Genomic DNA, 15,114 nt, shown 5'->3' with positions numbered 1-15,114 from the left:
TTTACCAATCAGTTAATGTATTCAAAATAGTTACACGTTAAAGTAGCCATCAAGTTTAAAGAAAATTTTTACAGGACTCAGAGTGAATATTTTCCTCATAATAGCAGGCTTTTTAAGTGCCCTAGCCGCAGTTATGCATCTAGGCTGCATTTATTTTGGCGCACCTTGGTATCGCTTTTTTGGTGCTGGTGAGCAAATGGCACAACTTGCAGAGCAAGGCAGTAATAAACCCGCTTTCATCACCAGTGGTATCGTACTCATGCTTTGTATTTGGTCTGCCTATGCCTTTTCTGCTGCTGGTCTTATTACAAAATTGCCACTTTTAAAAACCGCTTTAATTTTAATTACCTTAATTTACACTGCCCGCGGTGTGGCTGGATTTTTCTTTATTAACAACCCCATGGGTCGTTCAAGCGAATTTTGGATTGGGAGCTCGGTCATTTGCTTGTCGTTTGGAGTAGTGCATTTTATCGGCTTAAAGCAACAATGGGCTAATTTATGAAAAAAGAAGAAATATTACTGGTTTACGATAAAGACTGTCCTGCTTGTGATAACTACTGCCAAGTCGTTCGTATTCGAGAAAGTATTGGTGAGCTTAAAATAATCAATGCTAGGGAAAGCAGCGACGTATTAGAAGAAATCACTCAACTTGGGCTCGACATCGATCAAGGTATGGTATTAAAGATGGGTGGCGTGATTTATTACGGTGCGGATGCCATTCACGCCCTCGCGCTAATCAGTTCACGCTCTGGCGTGTTTAATAAATTGAATTATTGGCTATTTAAATCTAAGCGCGTTTCAGCCGTTTTATATCCGGTGTTGCGTTTTATCAGAAACCTACTTTTAAAAATGCTAGGTAAAACCAAAATCAATAACTTGAATAGCACGGGAAATGATCGGTTTTGATCATTTCACCAGCGGTAACACTTGTTTAAATACAGGGTCGTTAGCGTCTTTTATCAGCTCATATAAACACATTTCAAAACTTGTAAGTTGAATACCTGCTTTATTTAATTTAGTCAGAGCAAGCTGCTTGTTTTCACGTGTTCTGGAAGAAACACAATCTTGTACTAGCTCAACACCAAACTCTCTTTGTTTTAAGCTCATCGCCGTTTGATATACGCAAATATGGGCTTCGATACCACAAACCAGCCAATTATCGACACTGGCAGCATCTATGGCTTGTAAAAACTCTTCACTGCCACAGCCATCAAATGTACTTTTTACTATGGCAGGAATATCACCCAAATGCGCTTGCAGTTCAGGAATAGTTGGCCCAAGCTTTTCTGGTAACTGCTCTAAAAACACAATAGGTAAATCAAGTATTTTTGCAGCTTGTACCAGCTTTACTGTTTGCACAATCATCGTTTCACTTTCATGCACAAGTGTTGCTAACTTACCCTGAATATCTACAATCACTAGACCTGTGTTATATCTATTAAGCATTTAACCTCCTTGCAATGAGCTTTAACAGCCGCCGTCAGCACCACCGCCACTACCGCTATCGAAACTACTAGATGAACTCGACGAATCATTTGAAAGGTTATGAGTTGTTATACTTGCACCAGCTATGATTGTGGCGTTGGTGTTATCAGTGCCTTTACCAACCGTTGTAGCTGTGCGAGTAGGTCTTTCAGTTTTTTTCAAAGTCACAATAAAGAGTAATGTACTCAATGCTGCAGTCGCAATCGCATACTTCCAAGTGCCTGAAATAATGCCTATGGTGATAGCCAGTACAAAACCTGCTAGCGCTAAAACTTGCAGAAATAGTCGCATAATTAACTCCTTCAAAAACTTTGCGTTACTTATTAATCACTAGATTTATTTTTCCAAGTTGCGACACTTTTCGACTAATGTAAAGTTTTTGGGTCATTTTCTTTGCCCAATAAAAAAGCGCTCACAAAATATAAGCGCTTTTTGAGTTAATGAAGAACTAACTGTTATTTAACAATGTTCATTTCTTTTAGTAGGTTTTGTGCATTATCTACTTTGTCCATTACCCAAAGCATATAACGTGAGTCTACGTGGATAGAGCGATTTAGGTTTGCGTCATAATCCCAGTCACCTATGATACTTTCGTACACACCGTCGAATAACAAGCCAACTAGTTCTGCTTTACCGTTCAGTGTTGGTGAACCTGAGTTACCACCCGTTGTATCTACATTTGATAAGAAGTTAACAGGTACTGTATTCATGCCGCCAGTGTATGCACCGTAAAGCTTTTGCTTAATTAATTCATTTTGTTTCTCTGGCGAATTAAACGGCTCAACACCGGTGTTTTTCGCTAATAAGCCTTCAAGAGAAGTAAATGGTGTCGCCACTAAACCATCTTGCGGTGAATAACCGCCAACAGTACCGTAAGTCACACGTAATGTGCTGTTTGCATCAGCATAAACTGGCTTACCTAATGACTTATTATACGCAATGATTGCTTCCATTAATGCCGGGCGAGCCGCTTGTTGTTTACCCGCAAGCTCCTTGTCTTGATCTTCAATTTGCTTCATCACAGTAAAGATGGCTTTAGCATATTGAACGAATGGATCTGCACTTGCGTTAATTTGTGAGAACTCAAGATCTGCCATCCATAAACGGGCTTTTTCATCAGCCAGTTTAGAGTTTGCATACATGTCATCTAGCAATGCTTTTTGTTTCGCTTTATTAAAGCCATTAGTTAGATTGAATGCCTTATCAACTTCAACTAAACGCTCTGACTTTGGCAATGCTGCATAAAGCTCTAAGAAGTGAAGTAAGATGGCCTTATCTACAGTTTCATCATAACGGCGGCTCATACTCTTAAGGCGCGCTTGAATTCGTGGTAAGTCACGCTCTTGATAGCCGCGCTCACGCTCTGCATCTGGCTTTTGCTTTTCAACTGCTAAACGGTAAAGCATACGTGCCGTAGAAATCATTTGTGAACGGTGCACATAACCTAGCATACGATCACGTTGATTATGCGCTTGAGATTCAGCAACTAGTTTATTCAGATCAGTTAACACTGAACCATATTTTGCTTTACGATCGCTATTCGCATTGATCCAAGCCGCTAAATCTTTCTCGAACTGTTGCTTACGCGTATACATTGAGCCTTTTTTGAAGCTCTCAATCATAGAACCATAGTTCTTGATGTAATTGTTGTAACCTGCAATGGTGCTCTCGTAAGCAATGCGCGCTTGAGACCCTTCTGGTGCATTTTCTTCAATTAGTTCAACATACTTAGAGTTGTGCTTTCGTGCTAACGGATAAGCTGTATTGAACACGTAATCAACTTCAGTGGCAATACGGTAACGGTTAGTACGGCCCGGGTAACCGGTTACCATTACAAAGTCACCTTCTTGTACGCCCTTGGCACTCACGCTTAAGAATGAGTCAGATGCAAATGGTACATTGTCTTTTGAATACTCAGCAGGTTTACCGTCTTTGCCTACGTATGCACGATAGAAAGCAAAGTCACCTGTGTGACGTGGCCACATCCAGTTATCGATATCGCCACCGTATTTACCAACACCCATCGCAGGCGTGTAAGCTAAACGTACATCTTTGATTTCAAGTGATTTAATTAAGTAGTACTCAAGACCACCGTGGAAGGTATAGACGTTACAACGGTAGCTACCGTCAGCTTCACACTCAGCTACGAGGGCTTTACGGTTTTTATCAATTGCTTCGTAACGTGCTTTACCCGATAGACCATCTGTACCTTGGTTTACTTGTGCTGTTACATCCGTCACTTCTTCAGTTACATAAACGCGTGAGCCCGGTGCTGCAGGTAAATCTTCTGATGGTGTTTTCGCTAAGAAGCCATTTTCTAAAATATTGTTATCAGTTGTTGAGTTGTACTGAATTGAACCATAAGCACAATGGTGGTTTGTAACCACTAGGCCTTTTGGTGATACAAAAGATGCTGTACAACCACCTAGGCTGATCACCGCATTCATTGGGAATTCCGTTAGTTTAGAAATCGATTTAACGTCAATTTCTAGTCCTTTTTGTTTTAATACAGACTCCAATTCAGGTAATTGATGTGGTTGCCACATACCCTCGTCAGCAATAGCAAAGTTGCTTGCTGCAAGCACAATAGCGGCTGTTAATGCTTTAATACGCATGGTTTCCCTCAATATTATAATTGCTGAGCTTCTATTATTATTAGATTCAGCTGCTTGTTAGTGTTTTCACTTATCCCCAAAGGGAAAGAATTGGGTACTTTAATGTCCGCACCTAAAATAGCAATTGTTTGCGGTACGCTCTGGTTATTAAATTGTTTCAATTTATGAATAACAGCTAGAATTTACTGTCATGCACAACGGCATTATGCGCATGTAAACTCTCTTGATGTTCAATTTTAAACTGGTAATTTGTCACTGAACTCATTGACTCAAGCGTCGCTTTTAATCTTCTGGCTGCATCTTCGCAAAACATCAAATTCTCCGCATTAAGTGCGGCAAAAGCTTGTTCATCTTCTCGTTTAACAGCGGTCTGTACCGGTGTGCCAATGCTTTGCTCAAAAAGTGTCACCAAATCTGCAATATCAGGGAATACTGACTGCGCTAATGAAAGCTGAATGTAGGCATACGAACGTTGGCTATGCGGAGTTGCAATTGAGCCCTCTTTACTTTCAAGCCAAGCTTTTAATTGTGCCTTATCAATCTGAGTCTGCTGTGAGAACTTAGTTTCTACCGCATCACTTAATAGTTGCCTTGATAACGCGGCTGAACATGGGCAAGTACTGCTGTAAGGTATTGTCAAAGATACATTAATTTGAATTGATTGCTGACTTTGTACTGCCTCTATTTCAATTGGATAGGCATTATATCCGCTGTTACTGCTTAACAAAGCAGGCTTTAGAATCGGTAGTTCAAACTTTAGATTTAGCTTAGCTTGTTGGCTTAAGCCTTTTTGCGAACTCAGCATCGCATCCATCATAGCTGCGAGTGTTTGCTGACTGAATTCTTGCCCTGCAATATACTCATTCAGTAGTAAATATAAACGCGACATATGGATGCCTTTTGCGTCACTGTCTAAGCTCACAAACAAGTCTGCCTGCCCATTGACTGCAGTATAATTTTTATTAATTTCAATGAGTAAAGGCACAGATATCTGCTCCATACCTACCCACTTCAAATGTGTAGGAAACTCTTTATTCTGATTCGAAGTGATATCAGGTAACAGCATTATTTTTATCTCCGACGATTATTTTTGGTCCAACATTGCTATCCATACAGCGTGCTCTCAATGCTTTGAGATAATTTCGAAACTATTCAATTGAAGGTCACTGCCGTATCGGCAAATGTCTTTCCGAAGAAATTTCGGTTTAGCAAAGGCATATCCAGAACATGACGCTTTGGTCGTACCACTTATCGTACACCTCTGCCATTTAACGCAATAATGATTGCATCAATTATTGTTACTTTATAACATATCACGATATTCGGATTTTTCAGAAGCACGTTGATGAATAAATTTTTCAAGCACTCACTTTTTACTTGTTGCGCCACTATCACACTCAGCGCATGCAGTACGGTTACTAATCCAGAAGAATCTCTGGTGGTTACTACATGGAATATTGAACATTTGGCTGAAAATAATGGCCAAGGGTGTAAAGCACGCAATGAAACTGACTATGAAAAACTAAAGGAATATGCAAGTAACCTAAAAGCAGACGTTGTAGCATTACAAGAAGTTGAATCAGCCAAAGCAGTAGCGCGTATCTTTCCTGAAGATGAGTGGCAAATAATCATCTCAGACCGCCCTGATTCTCAAACTTATACCTGTAGAGAAAGCGGCCTGACATCGACACAGCAAAAAGTAGCTTTTGCGGTAAGAAATTCACTAAAAATAGACAGTGTTGAGCAACTAAAAACCATTGCAGTACCACGACCAGGCTTAAGGCAGGGGATAAAGCTAACTGTTCAACATGCAGATGAAAAGCTCCACATCGTCAATCTTCACCTTAAAAGCGGTTGCTTTGTGGATGATTACCTAGACTCTGATAGAGAGTCTTGCGCTGTTCTTACTCAACAGGTAAAGATTCTTGATGACTATTTAGAATCTCAGCCACTAAATCAAGAAAATTGGATTGTGTTAGGTGACTTCAATCACAGACTGGCGAACCCTAACAATCGCTTCAGAAAAGATTTATTTCACTCACCGGGTTTATTTGCTGACACCAGCTTACCTAACAAGCAATTACAAAACCTCACTGACGGCAAAACCGGTTGTCATCCGAAATACCCAGCACCAATTGACCATATTTTTATTTCTAGTGCGTTAAGCACTCAATACAACCATGAGTCTTTAAAGTTTCATTATTTCGACAATATGAATATTGACGACATGTTAAGTGACCATTGTGCTTTAAGTGCACGCTTTTCCTTTTAACCATCTTAGTTTTAAACACATAAATAGAGAAAAACAATGAAAACACTGATCGCTACCGCTATTAGTTCAGCACTTTTATTAAGTGCTTGCTCAGAGCCAAGCAATACAACAACAAATAACACTGCGCAAAATGAGCAAGTTTCTGCTTCAATTGAAAGTACAAACCCACTTTTTGTGAAAAGCCCTTTGCAATTTCAAACTCCACAATTTGATTTAATCAAAGACGAGCACTTTGTACCTGCTTTCGAGCAAGGCATGAAAGAGCAACTTGCTGAGATTGATGCTATTGTGAATAACACTGAAGCACCTAGTTTTGAAAATACCATTGTTGCGATGGAAAAAAGCGGTGAGCTACTGACTCGTGCAAGTCGTATTTTCTTTAACTTAAACGGTACTGATTCAAACGACGCACGCCGTGCTATTCAAACAGAAATGGCACCAAAGTTTGCGGCACATGGCGACAATATCAACTTAAATAAAGCGCTTTTCGAACGTGTTGAAGCGGTTTATAACCAACGTGCTGCACTTAACCTAACCGCTGAAGAAAAGCGTCTCGTAGAAGTTCTTTATAAAGGCTTTGTTCGTTCAGGTGCGAAACTCAACGAAGACCAAAAAACGCGTATTCGTGAAATCAATAAAGAACTTTCTACAATTGGTACTCAGTTCAGCCAGAACATTATGGCGCTGATTAAAAACAATGTCGTTATTGTTGAAGATAAAGCACAATTAGCTGGTCTGTCTGATGCGCAAATCGCTTCACTTGCAACTGCTGCGGCAGAAGCAGGCCATGAAGGTAAATACCTTATCAAAATCACGAATACGACACGTCAGCCTATTCTTGCCTCTTTAGAGAATCGTGACCTTCGTGAGAAAGTGTGGCGTGCATCTGCTGAGCGTGCTCTGACAGGTGAAAACAGCAACGCTGATATTGTGCCTACGATCACTAAATTACGTGCTGAACGCGCTGCACTATTAGGCTATGACAGTTATGCGCACTTTGGCCTTGAATCACAAATGGCAAAAGAACCACAAGCTGTGTTAGATATGCTTTCAAGCATGGTACCTGCGCTTCTTCAGAATGTAGATGCGGAAGCCGCTGCAATTCAGGCTAAAATTGATGCCTCTGGCGAAAACTTCAAACTAGCACCATGGGACTGGTTCTTCTACGCAGAGCAAGTACGTAAAGATAAGTACAACCTAGATGAAAATGCGGTAAAAGAGTATTTCGAATTTAATCGTGTACTGAAAGATGGTGTGTTCTTCACTATGAACCGTTTATACGGCATCACTTTCAAGCCGCGTCCAGACTTACCGGTTTATCATGAAGACGTAGAAGCTTATGAACTATTAGACGAAGACGGCTCTAGCCTAGCTATTTTCTACGCTGACTACTTTGCCCGTGAAGGTAAGCGTGGTGGAGCTTGGAAAAGTGCTTTTGTTAAACAATCTGGCCTAGACAATCAGCGCCCTGTGATTGTGAATGTAATGAACATTCAAAAAGCCCCTGAGGGTGAGCCAACACTGATTAGCTACTCAGAAGCGACCACTATTTTCCATGAAATGGGCCACGGTGTTCATGGCATGTTGTCTCAAGTGAAATACCCAACTCTTTCAGGTACTTCTACATCTCGTGACTTTGTAGAGTTCCCATCTACATTCGAAGAAGACTGGGCAATGTACCCTGAAGTTATTGCAAACTATGCAAAACACTACAAAACAGGTGAGCCAATTCCAAAAGATTTACTTAAAAAAGTGATCGAGTCTCGTAGCTTCAACCAAGGCTTCGATACATTTGAATATGTTGCAGCTGCACTGCTAGATATGGAATGGCACTCATTACCAGCTTCTGCGCCAAAACAAGATATTGTTAAGTTTGAGCAAGCTGCTCTTGAAAAACATAACGTAAACATTGATTACATCCCGCCTCGTTATAAATCGGCGTACTTTAATCACTCAATGGGTGGTTATGCAGCAGGTTACTACGCATATATGTGGAGTGAGATTTTAGCGGCAGATGCGTTTGCGTATGTTCAAACACAGGGGGGTTTAAACCGTAAGATTGGTCAGAAGTATCGTGAGAATATCCTTGAAGTAGGTAACACACGTGATCTTATGGAATCTTATAAAGCTTTCCGTGGACAAGAGCCAACAACTGAAGCGCTGCTGAAACGCCGTGGTTTATCGGTAACAGTTAACTAATTCAACATCATAACCAATTAAAGCAACTAGGTATTGTGCTCAGGTCACTTTAAATCTAGTTGCTTTTTTTATTATTATTTTCTGTATATTCAATTACATTAAGAACATTTTTTGATGTGTCTTTTTGCTATATCAATCAACAATATTAATAGGTAGTATGAAATAAAAAACACATCCAACTACGATGCATCTATCACTTCAACTTTTTCCTCTATGGGCTGTTATTAACTCTGTTATTGCTTACTTTTACCCAAGCCTGTTTACAGGTTTTAAGTCCAGTATCGTGCCGCTGTTAATGTTCATCATGCTGACGATGGGTTTAACGCTAAAACCAGCAGACTTTAAACGAGTCGTTGAAAATAAAAAAGCAGTCGGGCTCGGTCTAGTTTTACAATTTACGATTATGCCAGTCACAGCATTTTTGATCAGCCAACTATTTGCATTGGACACTCATATGCTAATTGGTATGGTGCTAGTTGGTGCTGTTGCCGGTGGCACAGCAAGTAATGTGTTGTGTTATTTAGCAAAAGGCGATGTTGCTTTGTCTGTCACTATGACAGCAGTCAGTACTTTAGCTGGGGTGATCATGACACCGCTTTTAACAAACCTATTAATTGGTCAGAATGTTGATATTCCTGTGCTTTCGATGCTGAGTAGTTTAGCCAAAATTGTCTTATTACCTCTTTTAACTGGCATTACACTCAACTACACCTTTTCCAATGTTATTAAGAAGATACACAACAAATTGCCAATAATTGCCATGTTGGCAATCATTTTTATCATCAGCATTATCGTCGCCTTAAATCAAGCAAAGCTGCAAAGCTTGAGCCTATTAATTGTGGCAGCAGTGGTTGTTCATAACCTTATCGGGCTAACATTGGGTTACTGGGCACCGAAAAAATTAGGATTTAACGAGCAGGTTTGTCGCACAGTGGCATTTGAGGTAGGTATGCAAAACTCAGGCTTGGCAGTGGCGCTTGCAATTAAGTTTTTTACCCCAACTACGGCCATTGCTGGCACGCTATTTTCAATTTGGCACAACATCAGTGGCTCTCTTTTGGCGGGTTATTGGCAAAAAAGAAGCGCCGATTAAGGCGCTCATTCAAATATATACATTACTTTTCTTGAAAGTCTTCAGCTTCGTAATAAAGCGGCTTTAAAGTGCCACAATTCAAGAACTTATAAGTCAATTCGCTTTCTTTAGGCACGCGCTTCGATGTTCTGAATTTTTGCAAGCAAGCCCCTGTCATATCAATATGAATTAGATGGCTAAAACTAGGGGCTTTTTGAATTTTATGAATATATAAACGCTCATTACCTTTGATATCCACATAATCATATTCTTGCCACTGAGTCGAATCTTGTAAGTCTTTAAACTCTCTTGCATAAATTTTATCAGTAAATTCTATGGTACGGTTTGCATAAAATAAATTACCGCCTCTATCAAAGTGACCCATATAAACATCGGCAGTGACAGTGATCTCTTGACCTCGAAGCAAACGCTGGATGTTAAATGTTTGCGGTTTAATCGTAACCAGATCTGCATCTTTAACCAAATTTAAGAAAGCAACGTCTGGGTTTTTAATTTGATACACAATTTGAAGATCATGAGGCGGGCGATACCCTGACATATTAACCGCAAAAATATTTGAGCCTTTATTCACTAATGCCATTGGGTGAAGGCCATGATACATAGGATCGAGTGGCTCAGGCTCAGGCTTTTTTTCTTCAGCAGATACAACGCATGTAAAAAGTAACCCTAGTAACAAATAAACTAATCGCATATTACTTCTCTTTAACCTTATGATTAAAAGGCAGTATAGCAGTTGAGCTTGCTAAATATGATGGCTGAGCAATATTATTTTTATTACTCAGTTTTAAACTAGCCTAGGCAAGCATTTAAAAAGGCTTTGATGATTGGGTGTTGCTTATTATCTAATGCCCTTCGCTCTGGCTGAAAAGCCGTACCAATAAAGAATGGATGCGATTGTAGTTCTAATGATTTTGGGTCGCCATGATGGTCAACACTACTAAAAAGCAAATCACTATTTGCAAACAAGTTTAGGTATTTTGGGTTCACGCCAAAGCCACAGTTAAATTCTTCTGTAATTTCGTTCTGACCATACAAATCTTGTATTTTGCTGCTCGATTTTAAAGTAACACCATGTTGCTCATGATTTAAACGGCACACTAAAGGACTGATCAAAGGCATTGGTGTTTCTAAGTCAACCTCAGCATTGTCTGCTTGCTTATATCCCAACACATTTCGCGCAAACTCAAGCGCAGCATGTTGGTAACCAGCGCAAGTACCTAAAAATGGCTTTTCATGCTCACGAGCAAAACGGATCGCAGACAAAACGTTTTCCATGTTGCCATATGGGCTTTTGGGCACACACCAAATACCATCAAACAGAGATAAGCTTTGTAAATTTACCTTAGATGATTGTATCCATTGATATTCAATTGGCTGAGCAGTATTTAACTGCAAAGCTTTATGAATGGCTTGGTGGGCAAGCACTCGTGGGTCGTAGTCTCCGACTAAAGCGATTTTCATACTGTTTCCTTAGTGATAAAAGCATAGCTCTATAAAATAGCCCCCTCCTCCATTCAATTCAACAATCGCACCATTTATCTTCGTTTTTCACCGTTACTGTACTTTTTCACCCTAAAAAAACCGACCCCTTTTAGAATCTTAATATACATTTACTAACAGGGGTTAATATGAAAACCAGTTACCTACTTGCCATTTATCTACTATTTATGAGCTGCCTTGCTACGGCAAAGACACAAGCACAGCAAACACTTCAACCAGATGAGTTCAAAGCTCAATTCAGCAAAATACTTGAAGAACACAATGTTGTGGGTGCTCAGCTCGTCATTTTTAATAAACATAAAAATACCTTAGAGCTCAATCATGGTTTTAGTGATCTAGAGCAAGAAATACCGGTCGATAAAAATACTTTATTTAGAGCCGGTTCAACAACCAAGCCTTTTGTTGCAATGGCTATTATGCAACTTATCGAAGAGGGATATTTTTCTTTACAGTCTAAGGTGAGTGAACTCGCACCTGAAATTAACATTCATAATCCTTGGCACGAAACCAGCCCTATAAGAGTTGTTCATTTACTCGAGCACACAGCTGGGTTTGATGATATGCATTTTAAGAATCTTTATAACAAAACGGGTCAAGAGGTAAACATACTTGAATCAGTAAATCGTGATGCAGAGTCAATTGTTGTCAGATGGCAACCTGGCACAAGGCACGCTTATGCTAACCCTGGCTATGGCATTTTGGGTTACTTAATTGAAAAGTTTAGCAACCAAGCTTTTGATGACTATGTAAGCAAAAATATCCTTGCACCATTGAATATGAACAATGCCTTCTTTGGTTATCAGCAAGACAACTCGGCATTTAGCCAAGGGTTCAATTCAGGTGAGGAAATCCCTAATTATGATATTTTTCTTCGTCCAGCTGGTAATTTAAGTATTTCAGCATCTGAACTTGCTAAGTTTGGCCGCTATTTTCTTGATTCAACTCAGCATAATGCTATTGCATCGATAAACTCGGATATTTTAGCAAAAATGCAAATGCCGCACTCTTCTCTAGCGGCAAAGCAAGGCCTTAACTTTGGCTACGGACTGGGTTTATACCAAACAGAGCGAAAAGGCCATTTATGGATAGGTCACAACGGAGGGGTTGGAGAATTTATCACAGCATTTGCTTTCTCTCACCAATTAAATATTGGCTATGTATTCATGGTGAACACGAGTAGTATTAAATATCGTGAAATTTCGGATACGCTAATGGATTACTTACACCAAAATATCGAGCCCAAACAGCAACCACAAAGCACGCAAATAAACTCTGATATTTCAGGGTACTATCGCTTACAATCTTACCGAAACCAAATTTTCGCTGGCATTAATTGGCCTTTTGCAGCCGTAAAAGTATCTCAAAAAGACAATGAGCTGACTGTCTCACCGCTTGTTCCATCTGAATCTTTAACTCTCATACACCTTAAAAATAATCAATTTATTGAAAAAGACTCATATATAGCTAATTCAATCTTTTTAACGCATCCCGAATACGGAAAAGTACTGGTAACGGATGGTCAGTTTTGGGTAGAGTCATCATTCTTTATGGCTTGGTTACCAGTTGTAATAGGCCTGCTATTTGTTATTAGCCTAGCGGTTACTTTATTGTATTTGCCAATCTGGTGCGTAAACTTTTTCAAAGGTAAGCTAAAAAGTAAAAGCCAGTTACTCATTCGTCTATTACCCTTTTGTGCACTGGCAAGCTTAATTTTATTAGCCGTTACGTTTACACAAATCACTTTGCTTACAATTGCAGATATCAACGCCGCGACCTTGGCAATTTTTGCGTGCACTTGGCTATTCGCGCTTTTTTCTTTTATGAGTTTAATCAGTTTTTATAAATTTAAGAAACAAGAAACTAATCGATTTGCCCGAATATTTTTACCAATGAGTAGTATGCTGTTTTCAATTTCAACGGTATATTTTGCAGCGAATGGTTACATAGGCTTAGCATTATGGGCTTGGTAAGTATTTAACCCAAGCTTGATTAAGCAAAACTGAAATGGTCTAAGAGTACAAAAATTGATGTATTACTTATCTAGAAAGAAGCAATTCTGGGTCTGCCAAATAACTGGGTGGAGTATGTTGGCGGTTGCAAATTTACTCCTCAGATCAATGCCAGACTTTAATAATCTGGGTGAGCAAGTTGTAAACAGCATTGTTATTTTGCTCTTTGGGCTGCTGACCTCTCTTGGCCTGAGAGTGTTCTATATCAAAAGTAGAGTGATAGAAAAATCACTCTCTAGAATGGTAATACCTGTACTTACTTGTTCTTTAGTAAGTACGGGGGTCATGACACTATTTATGCTTGGCACAATATCTTTGTTGCATAACACAAACCCAGATTATGACTCAGCTTTAAGCCACATGAATATTATAAGTAACATCATTGGGTTATACCCAATCACTTTAATTTGGAGCTGTATTTATTTAGGTGTGCAATCTTTGAAACGTTGGAAACAAGTAGAAAGTGAAAAACTATCACTGCAATTGGCATTAAAAGAAGCCCAACTCAACACCCTAATCGGCCAAATTAACCCTCACTTTATGTTCAACAGTCTCAACAACATTAGGGCTTTAATGTTAGAGGATATAAACCAAGCAAGATCGAGTATCACGCAACTTTCTAACGTTATGAGACATACATTGAGTGCTGATAAAAAAAGCCATATTCCTCTAAAGCAAGAGCTAAAAGTAATTGAGGAGTTTATTGCTATTTCAGGCATTCAATATGAAGATAGACTCGAATTTAAAAGTAAGGTGGACGACCAATTACTACACGTACTCGTTCCCCCCATGATGATACAAATGCTTGTTGAAAATGCCATAAAACATGGTATTAGCCTAGTCAAAGGCGGTGGTGTTTTAAGTTTGGAGATTAACAAGAAAGCGGATTTAATATTCATTCAAGTTTATAACCCTGGAAGCTTGAAGTCCTCTTCAGCCACCAGCACATCACCCAATATAGGCTTAAATAATATTCGAAAGCGTTTACAGTTGTTATATGGTTCATCTGCAAGTTTAAAATTAAGCGAAGCAGACGAGACCGTGATTGCCACGCTTATTTTTCCTATACAGTCTCATCATTCGAAGGCAGGACTATGAAAGCAATCATCATCGAAGACTCTCGTTTAGCAAGGTTAGAACTCAACACTATGCTCTGTGAATTTGAACAGATAGAGGTGATTGCTCAAGCGGCAGTTCCAGATGAAGGCATTGCTCTAATCAAACAACATCAACCCGAGGTCTTATTTTTAGATATTCAAATGCCGGGTAAGAATGGCTTTGAATTACTCGATGAAATCGATTTTCAAGGTAAGGTTATCTTCACAACGGCATACGATGAGTATGCGATCCGCTCATTTGACTACGACGCATTCGACTACTTATTAAAACCGATTGAAACAGACCGTTTAGCGGTCACCATTAATAAGCTCATCAGACTAGAAGCCTCAGAGTCAACACCACAAGACACTGAACAAGTAAAGTTTGATGAAAACAGCTCAGTGTTTTTAAAAGACGGCGATGAATGTGACTTCGTGCCTTTAAAAGATATATTTTTAATTGAAAGCTGTTCAAACTATTGCTTTATACATCATAAGCAACAAAAACCACTGATAAAGAAATCTCTTAACCTACTAGAAGCGCGATTACCTGAAACGCTATTCTTTAGGGCGAATAGACAGCAAATTATTAATTTGAGACAGGTAAGAAACGTTGATATCGCTGTTAATGGCAACTTATTAATTACCTTACATTCAGGCCATGAAGTTGAAGCCTCTCGTAGACATTCTAGTCGCTTCAAGCAGCTAATGAGCTTTTAAAAGCACATAAAATTCAAATGCTAAATCTTTGTAGGTGGTTATCAAGATGCCTCTGTAGTGAACATGTCACCACCTTGTCAAAGCAGACTTATCAATTCACTCGTCAAACTCCCTTTACAGTATT

14 protein-coding genes are annotated in these 15,114 nt (G+C 39.4%); 8 read left to right on the top strand and 6 right to left on the bottom strand.

Going from position 1 to position 15,114, the window contains the following annotated elements; translation table 11 throughout:
- The first annotated feature begins 82 nt into the window (after positions 1–82).
- Positions 83–502, top strand: a complete 420-nt coding sequence (locus ABMY35_RS08700; RefSeq protein WP_349285844.1) for a hypothetical protein — start codon at positions 83–85, stop codon at positions 500–502.
- Entirely contained in the window at positions 499–906 is a 408-nt protein-coding gene (locus tag ABMY35_RS08695; RefSeq protein WP_349285843.1) for a DCC1-like thiol-disulfide oxidoreductase family protein, read from the top strand. Before ABMY35_RS08700 ends, ABMY35_RS08695 begins: the two co-directional genes overlap by 4 nt.
- Here the strand turns inward: ABMY35_RS08695 and ABMY35_RS08690 are convergent, their stop codons facing one another.
- The 4 genes from ABMY35_RS08690 to folE2 form a co-directional block, all read right to left on the bottom strand.
- On the bottom strand, positions 907–1,446 hold the full coding sequence (locus ABMY35_RS08690) for a hydrolase (RefSeq protein WP_349285842.1): 540 nt from the start codon (positions 1,444–1,446) through the stop codon (positions 907–909).
- A gap of 21 nt (positions 1,447–1,467) precedes the next feature.
- The gene (locus tag ABMY35_RS08685) at positions 1,468–1,776 is read right to left on the bottom strand and encodes a hypothetical protein (protein ID WP_349285841.1); all 309 of its coding nucleotides are present in this window, start codon (positions 1,774–1,776) and stop codon (positions 1,468–1,470) included.
- A gap of 164 nt (positions 1,777–1,940) precedes the next feature.
- Positions 1,941–4,100, bottom strand: a complete 2,160-nt coding sequence (locus tag ABMY35_RS08680; RefSeq protein ID WP_349285840.1) for a S46 family peptidase — start codon at positions 4,098–4,100, stop codon at positions 1,941–1,943.
- A 175-nt stretch (positions 4,101–4,275) separates the two neighbouring features.
- Positions 4,276–5,166, bottom strand: a complete 891-nt coding sequence (folE2, locus tag ABMY35_RS08675; protein WP_349285839.1) for a GTP cyclohydrolase FolE2 — start codon at positions 5,164–5,166, stop codon at positions 4,276–4,278.
- Positions 5,167–5,445: 279 nt separating this feature from the next.
- Here folE2 and ABMY35_RS08670 point away from each other — a divergent pair, with 279 nt between their 5' ends.
- The 3 genes from ABMY35_RS08670 (at position 5,446) to ABMY35_RS08660 (ending at position 9,664) form a co-directional block, all read left to right on the top strand.
- The gene (locus tag ABMY35_RS08670) at positions 5,446–6,372 is read left to right on the top strand and encodes an endonuclease/exonuclease/phosphatase family protein (RefSeq protein ID WP_349285838.1); all 927 of its coding nucleotides are present in this window, start codon (positions 5,446–5,448) and stop codon (positions 6,370–6,372) included.
- 36 nt (positions 6,373–6,408) lie between these two features.
- Positions 6,409–8,571: a M3 family metallopeptidase gene (locus ABMY35_RS08665; RefSeq protein WP_349285837.1), complete on the top strand. Its 2,163-nt coding sequence runs from the start codon at positions 6,409–6,411 to the stop codon at positions 8,569–8,571.
- Between the two features lie 184 nt (positions 8,572–8,755).
- Positions 8,756–9,664 (top strand): bile acid:sodium symporter family protein, encoded by a 909-nt coding sequence (locus ABMY35_RS08660; protein WP_349285836.1) that lies wholly within the window; start codon positions 8,756–8,758, stop codon positions 9,662–9,664.
- Positions 9,665–9,686: 22 nt separating this feature from the next.
- Here ABMY35_RS08660 and ABMY35_RS08655 read toward each other — a convergent pair whose 3' ends face one another.
- Positions 9,687–10,355: a hypothetical protein gene (locus ABMY35_RS08655; protein ID WP_349285835.1), complete on the bottom strand. Its 669-nt coding sequence runs from the start codon at positions 10,353–10,355 to the stop codon at positions 9,687–9,689.
- 98 nt (positions 10,356–10,453) lie between these two features.
- Positions 10,454–11,125 (bottom strand): hypothetical protein, encoded by a 672-nt coding sequence (locus tag ABMY35_RS08650; RefSeq protein WP_349285834.1) that lies wholly within the window; start codon positions 11,123–11,125, stop codon positions 10,454–10,456.
- A gap of 167 nt (positions 11,126–11,292) precedes the next feature.
- On the opposite strand from ABMY35_RS08650, the gene ABMY35_RS08645 reads away from it, so the two are divergent.
- Genes ABMY35_RS08645 through ABMY35_RS08635 form a run of 3 tightly spaced genes read left to right on the top strand, consistent with a single transcriptional unit; the run spans position 11,293 to position 14,990 of the window.
- Positions 11,293–13,134 carry a serine hydrolase domain-containing protein gene (locus ABMY35_RS08645; protein WP_349285833.1) on the top strand — a complete coding sequence of 614 codons (1,842 nt, stop codon included), beginning with the start codon at positions 11,293–11,295 and terminating at the stop codon, positions 13,132–13,134.
- A gap of 57 nt (positions 13,135–13,191) precedes the next feature.
- The gene (locus tag ABMY35_RS08640; RefSeq protein WP_349285832.1) at positions 13,192–14,271 is read left to right on the top strand and encodes a histidine kinase; all 1,080 of its coding nucleotides are present in this window, start codon (positions 13,192–13,194) and stop codon (positions 14,269–14,271) included.
- The gene (locus tag ABMY35_RS08635; protein ID WP_349285831.1) at positions 14,268–14,990 is read left to right on the top strand and encodes a LytTR family transcriptional regulator DNA-binding domain-containing protein; all 723 of its coding nucleotides are present in this window, start codon (positions 14,268–14,270) and stop codon (positions 14,988–14,990) included. Before ABMY35_RS08640 ends, ABMY35_RS08635 begins: the two co-directional genes overlap by 4 nt.
- Positions 14,991–15,114: the final 124 nt, after the last annotated feature.

The sequence above is a fragment of the Pseudoalteromonas sp. BZB3 genome, assembly GCF_040104455.1.
Taxonomy (GTDB): domain Bacteria; phylum Pseudomonadota; class Gammaproteobacteria; order Enterobacterales; family Alteromonadaceae; genus Pseudoalteromonas.
The sequence above is the reverse complement of the archived record's forward strand: the minus strand, read 5'-3'. Positions and strand labels throughout refer to the sequence as shown.

What these genes read in the sequence shown, in the direction of transcription:
- ABMY35_RS08695 (WP_349285843.1), top strand. Translation starts at nt 499, where the DNA reads ATGAAAAAAGAAGAAATATTACTGGTTTACGATAAAGACTGTCCTGCT.
- ABMY35_RS08690 (WP_349285842.1), bottom strand. Translation starts at nt 1,446, where the DNA reads ATGCTTAATAGATATAACACAGGTCTAGTGATTGTAGATATTCAGGGT.
- ABMY35_RS08685 (WP_349285841.1), bottom strand. Translation starts at nt 1,776, where the DNA reads ATGCGACTATTTCTGCAAGTTTTAGCGCTAGCAGGTTTTGTACTGGCT.
- ABMY35_RS08680 (WP_349285840.1), bottom strand. Translation starts at nt 4,100, where the DNA reads ATGCGTATTAAAGCATTAACAGCCGCTATTGTGCTTGCAGCAAGCAAC.
- folE2 (WP_349285839.1), bottom strand. Translation starts at nt 5,166, where the DNA reads ATGCTGTTACCTGATATCACTTCGAATCAGAATAAAGAGTTTCCTACA.
- ABMY35_RS08670 (WP_349285838.1), top strand. Translation starts at nt 5,446, where the DNA reads ATGAATAAATTTTTCAAGCACTCACTTTTTACTTGTTGCGCCACTATC.
- ABMY35_RS08665 (WP_349285837.1), top strand. Translation starts at nt 6,409, where the DNA reads ATGAAAACACTGATCGCTACCGCTATTAGTTCAGCACTTTTATTAAGT.
- ABMY35_RS08660 (WP_349285836.1), top strand. Translation starts at nt 8,756, where the DNA reads ATGCATCTATCACTTCAACTTTTTCCTCTATGGGCTGTTATTAACTCT.
- ABMY35_RS08655 (WP_349285835.1), bottom strand. Translation starts at nt 10,355, where the DNA reads ATGCGATTAGTTTATTTGTTACTAGGGTTACTTTTTACATGCGTTGTA.
- ABMY35_RS08650 (WP_349285834.1), bottom strand. Translation starts at nt 11,125, where the DNA reads ATGAAAATCGCTTTAGTCGGAGACTACGACCCACGAGTGCTTGCCCAC.
- ABMY35_RS08645 (WP_349285833.1), top strand. Translation starts at nt 11,293, where the DNA reads ATGAAAACCAGTTACCTACTTGCCATTTATCTACTATTTATGAGCTGC.
- ABMY35_RS08640 (WP_349285832.1), top strand. Translation starts at nt 13,192, where the DNA reads ATGTATTACTTATCTAGAAAGAAGCAATTCTGGGTCTGCCAAATAACT.
- ABMY35_RS08635 (WP_349285831.1), top strand. Translation starts at nt 14,268, where the DNA reads ATGAAAGCAATCATCATCGAAGACTCTCGTTTAGCAAGGTTAGAACTC.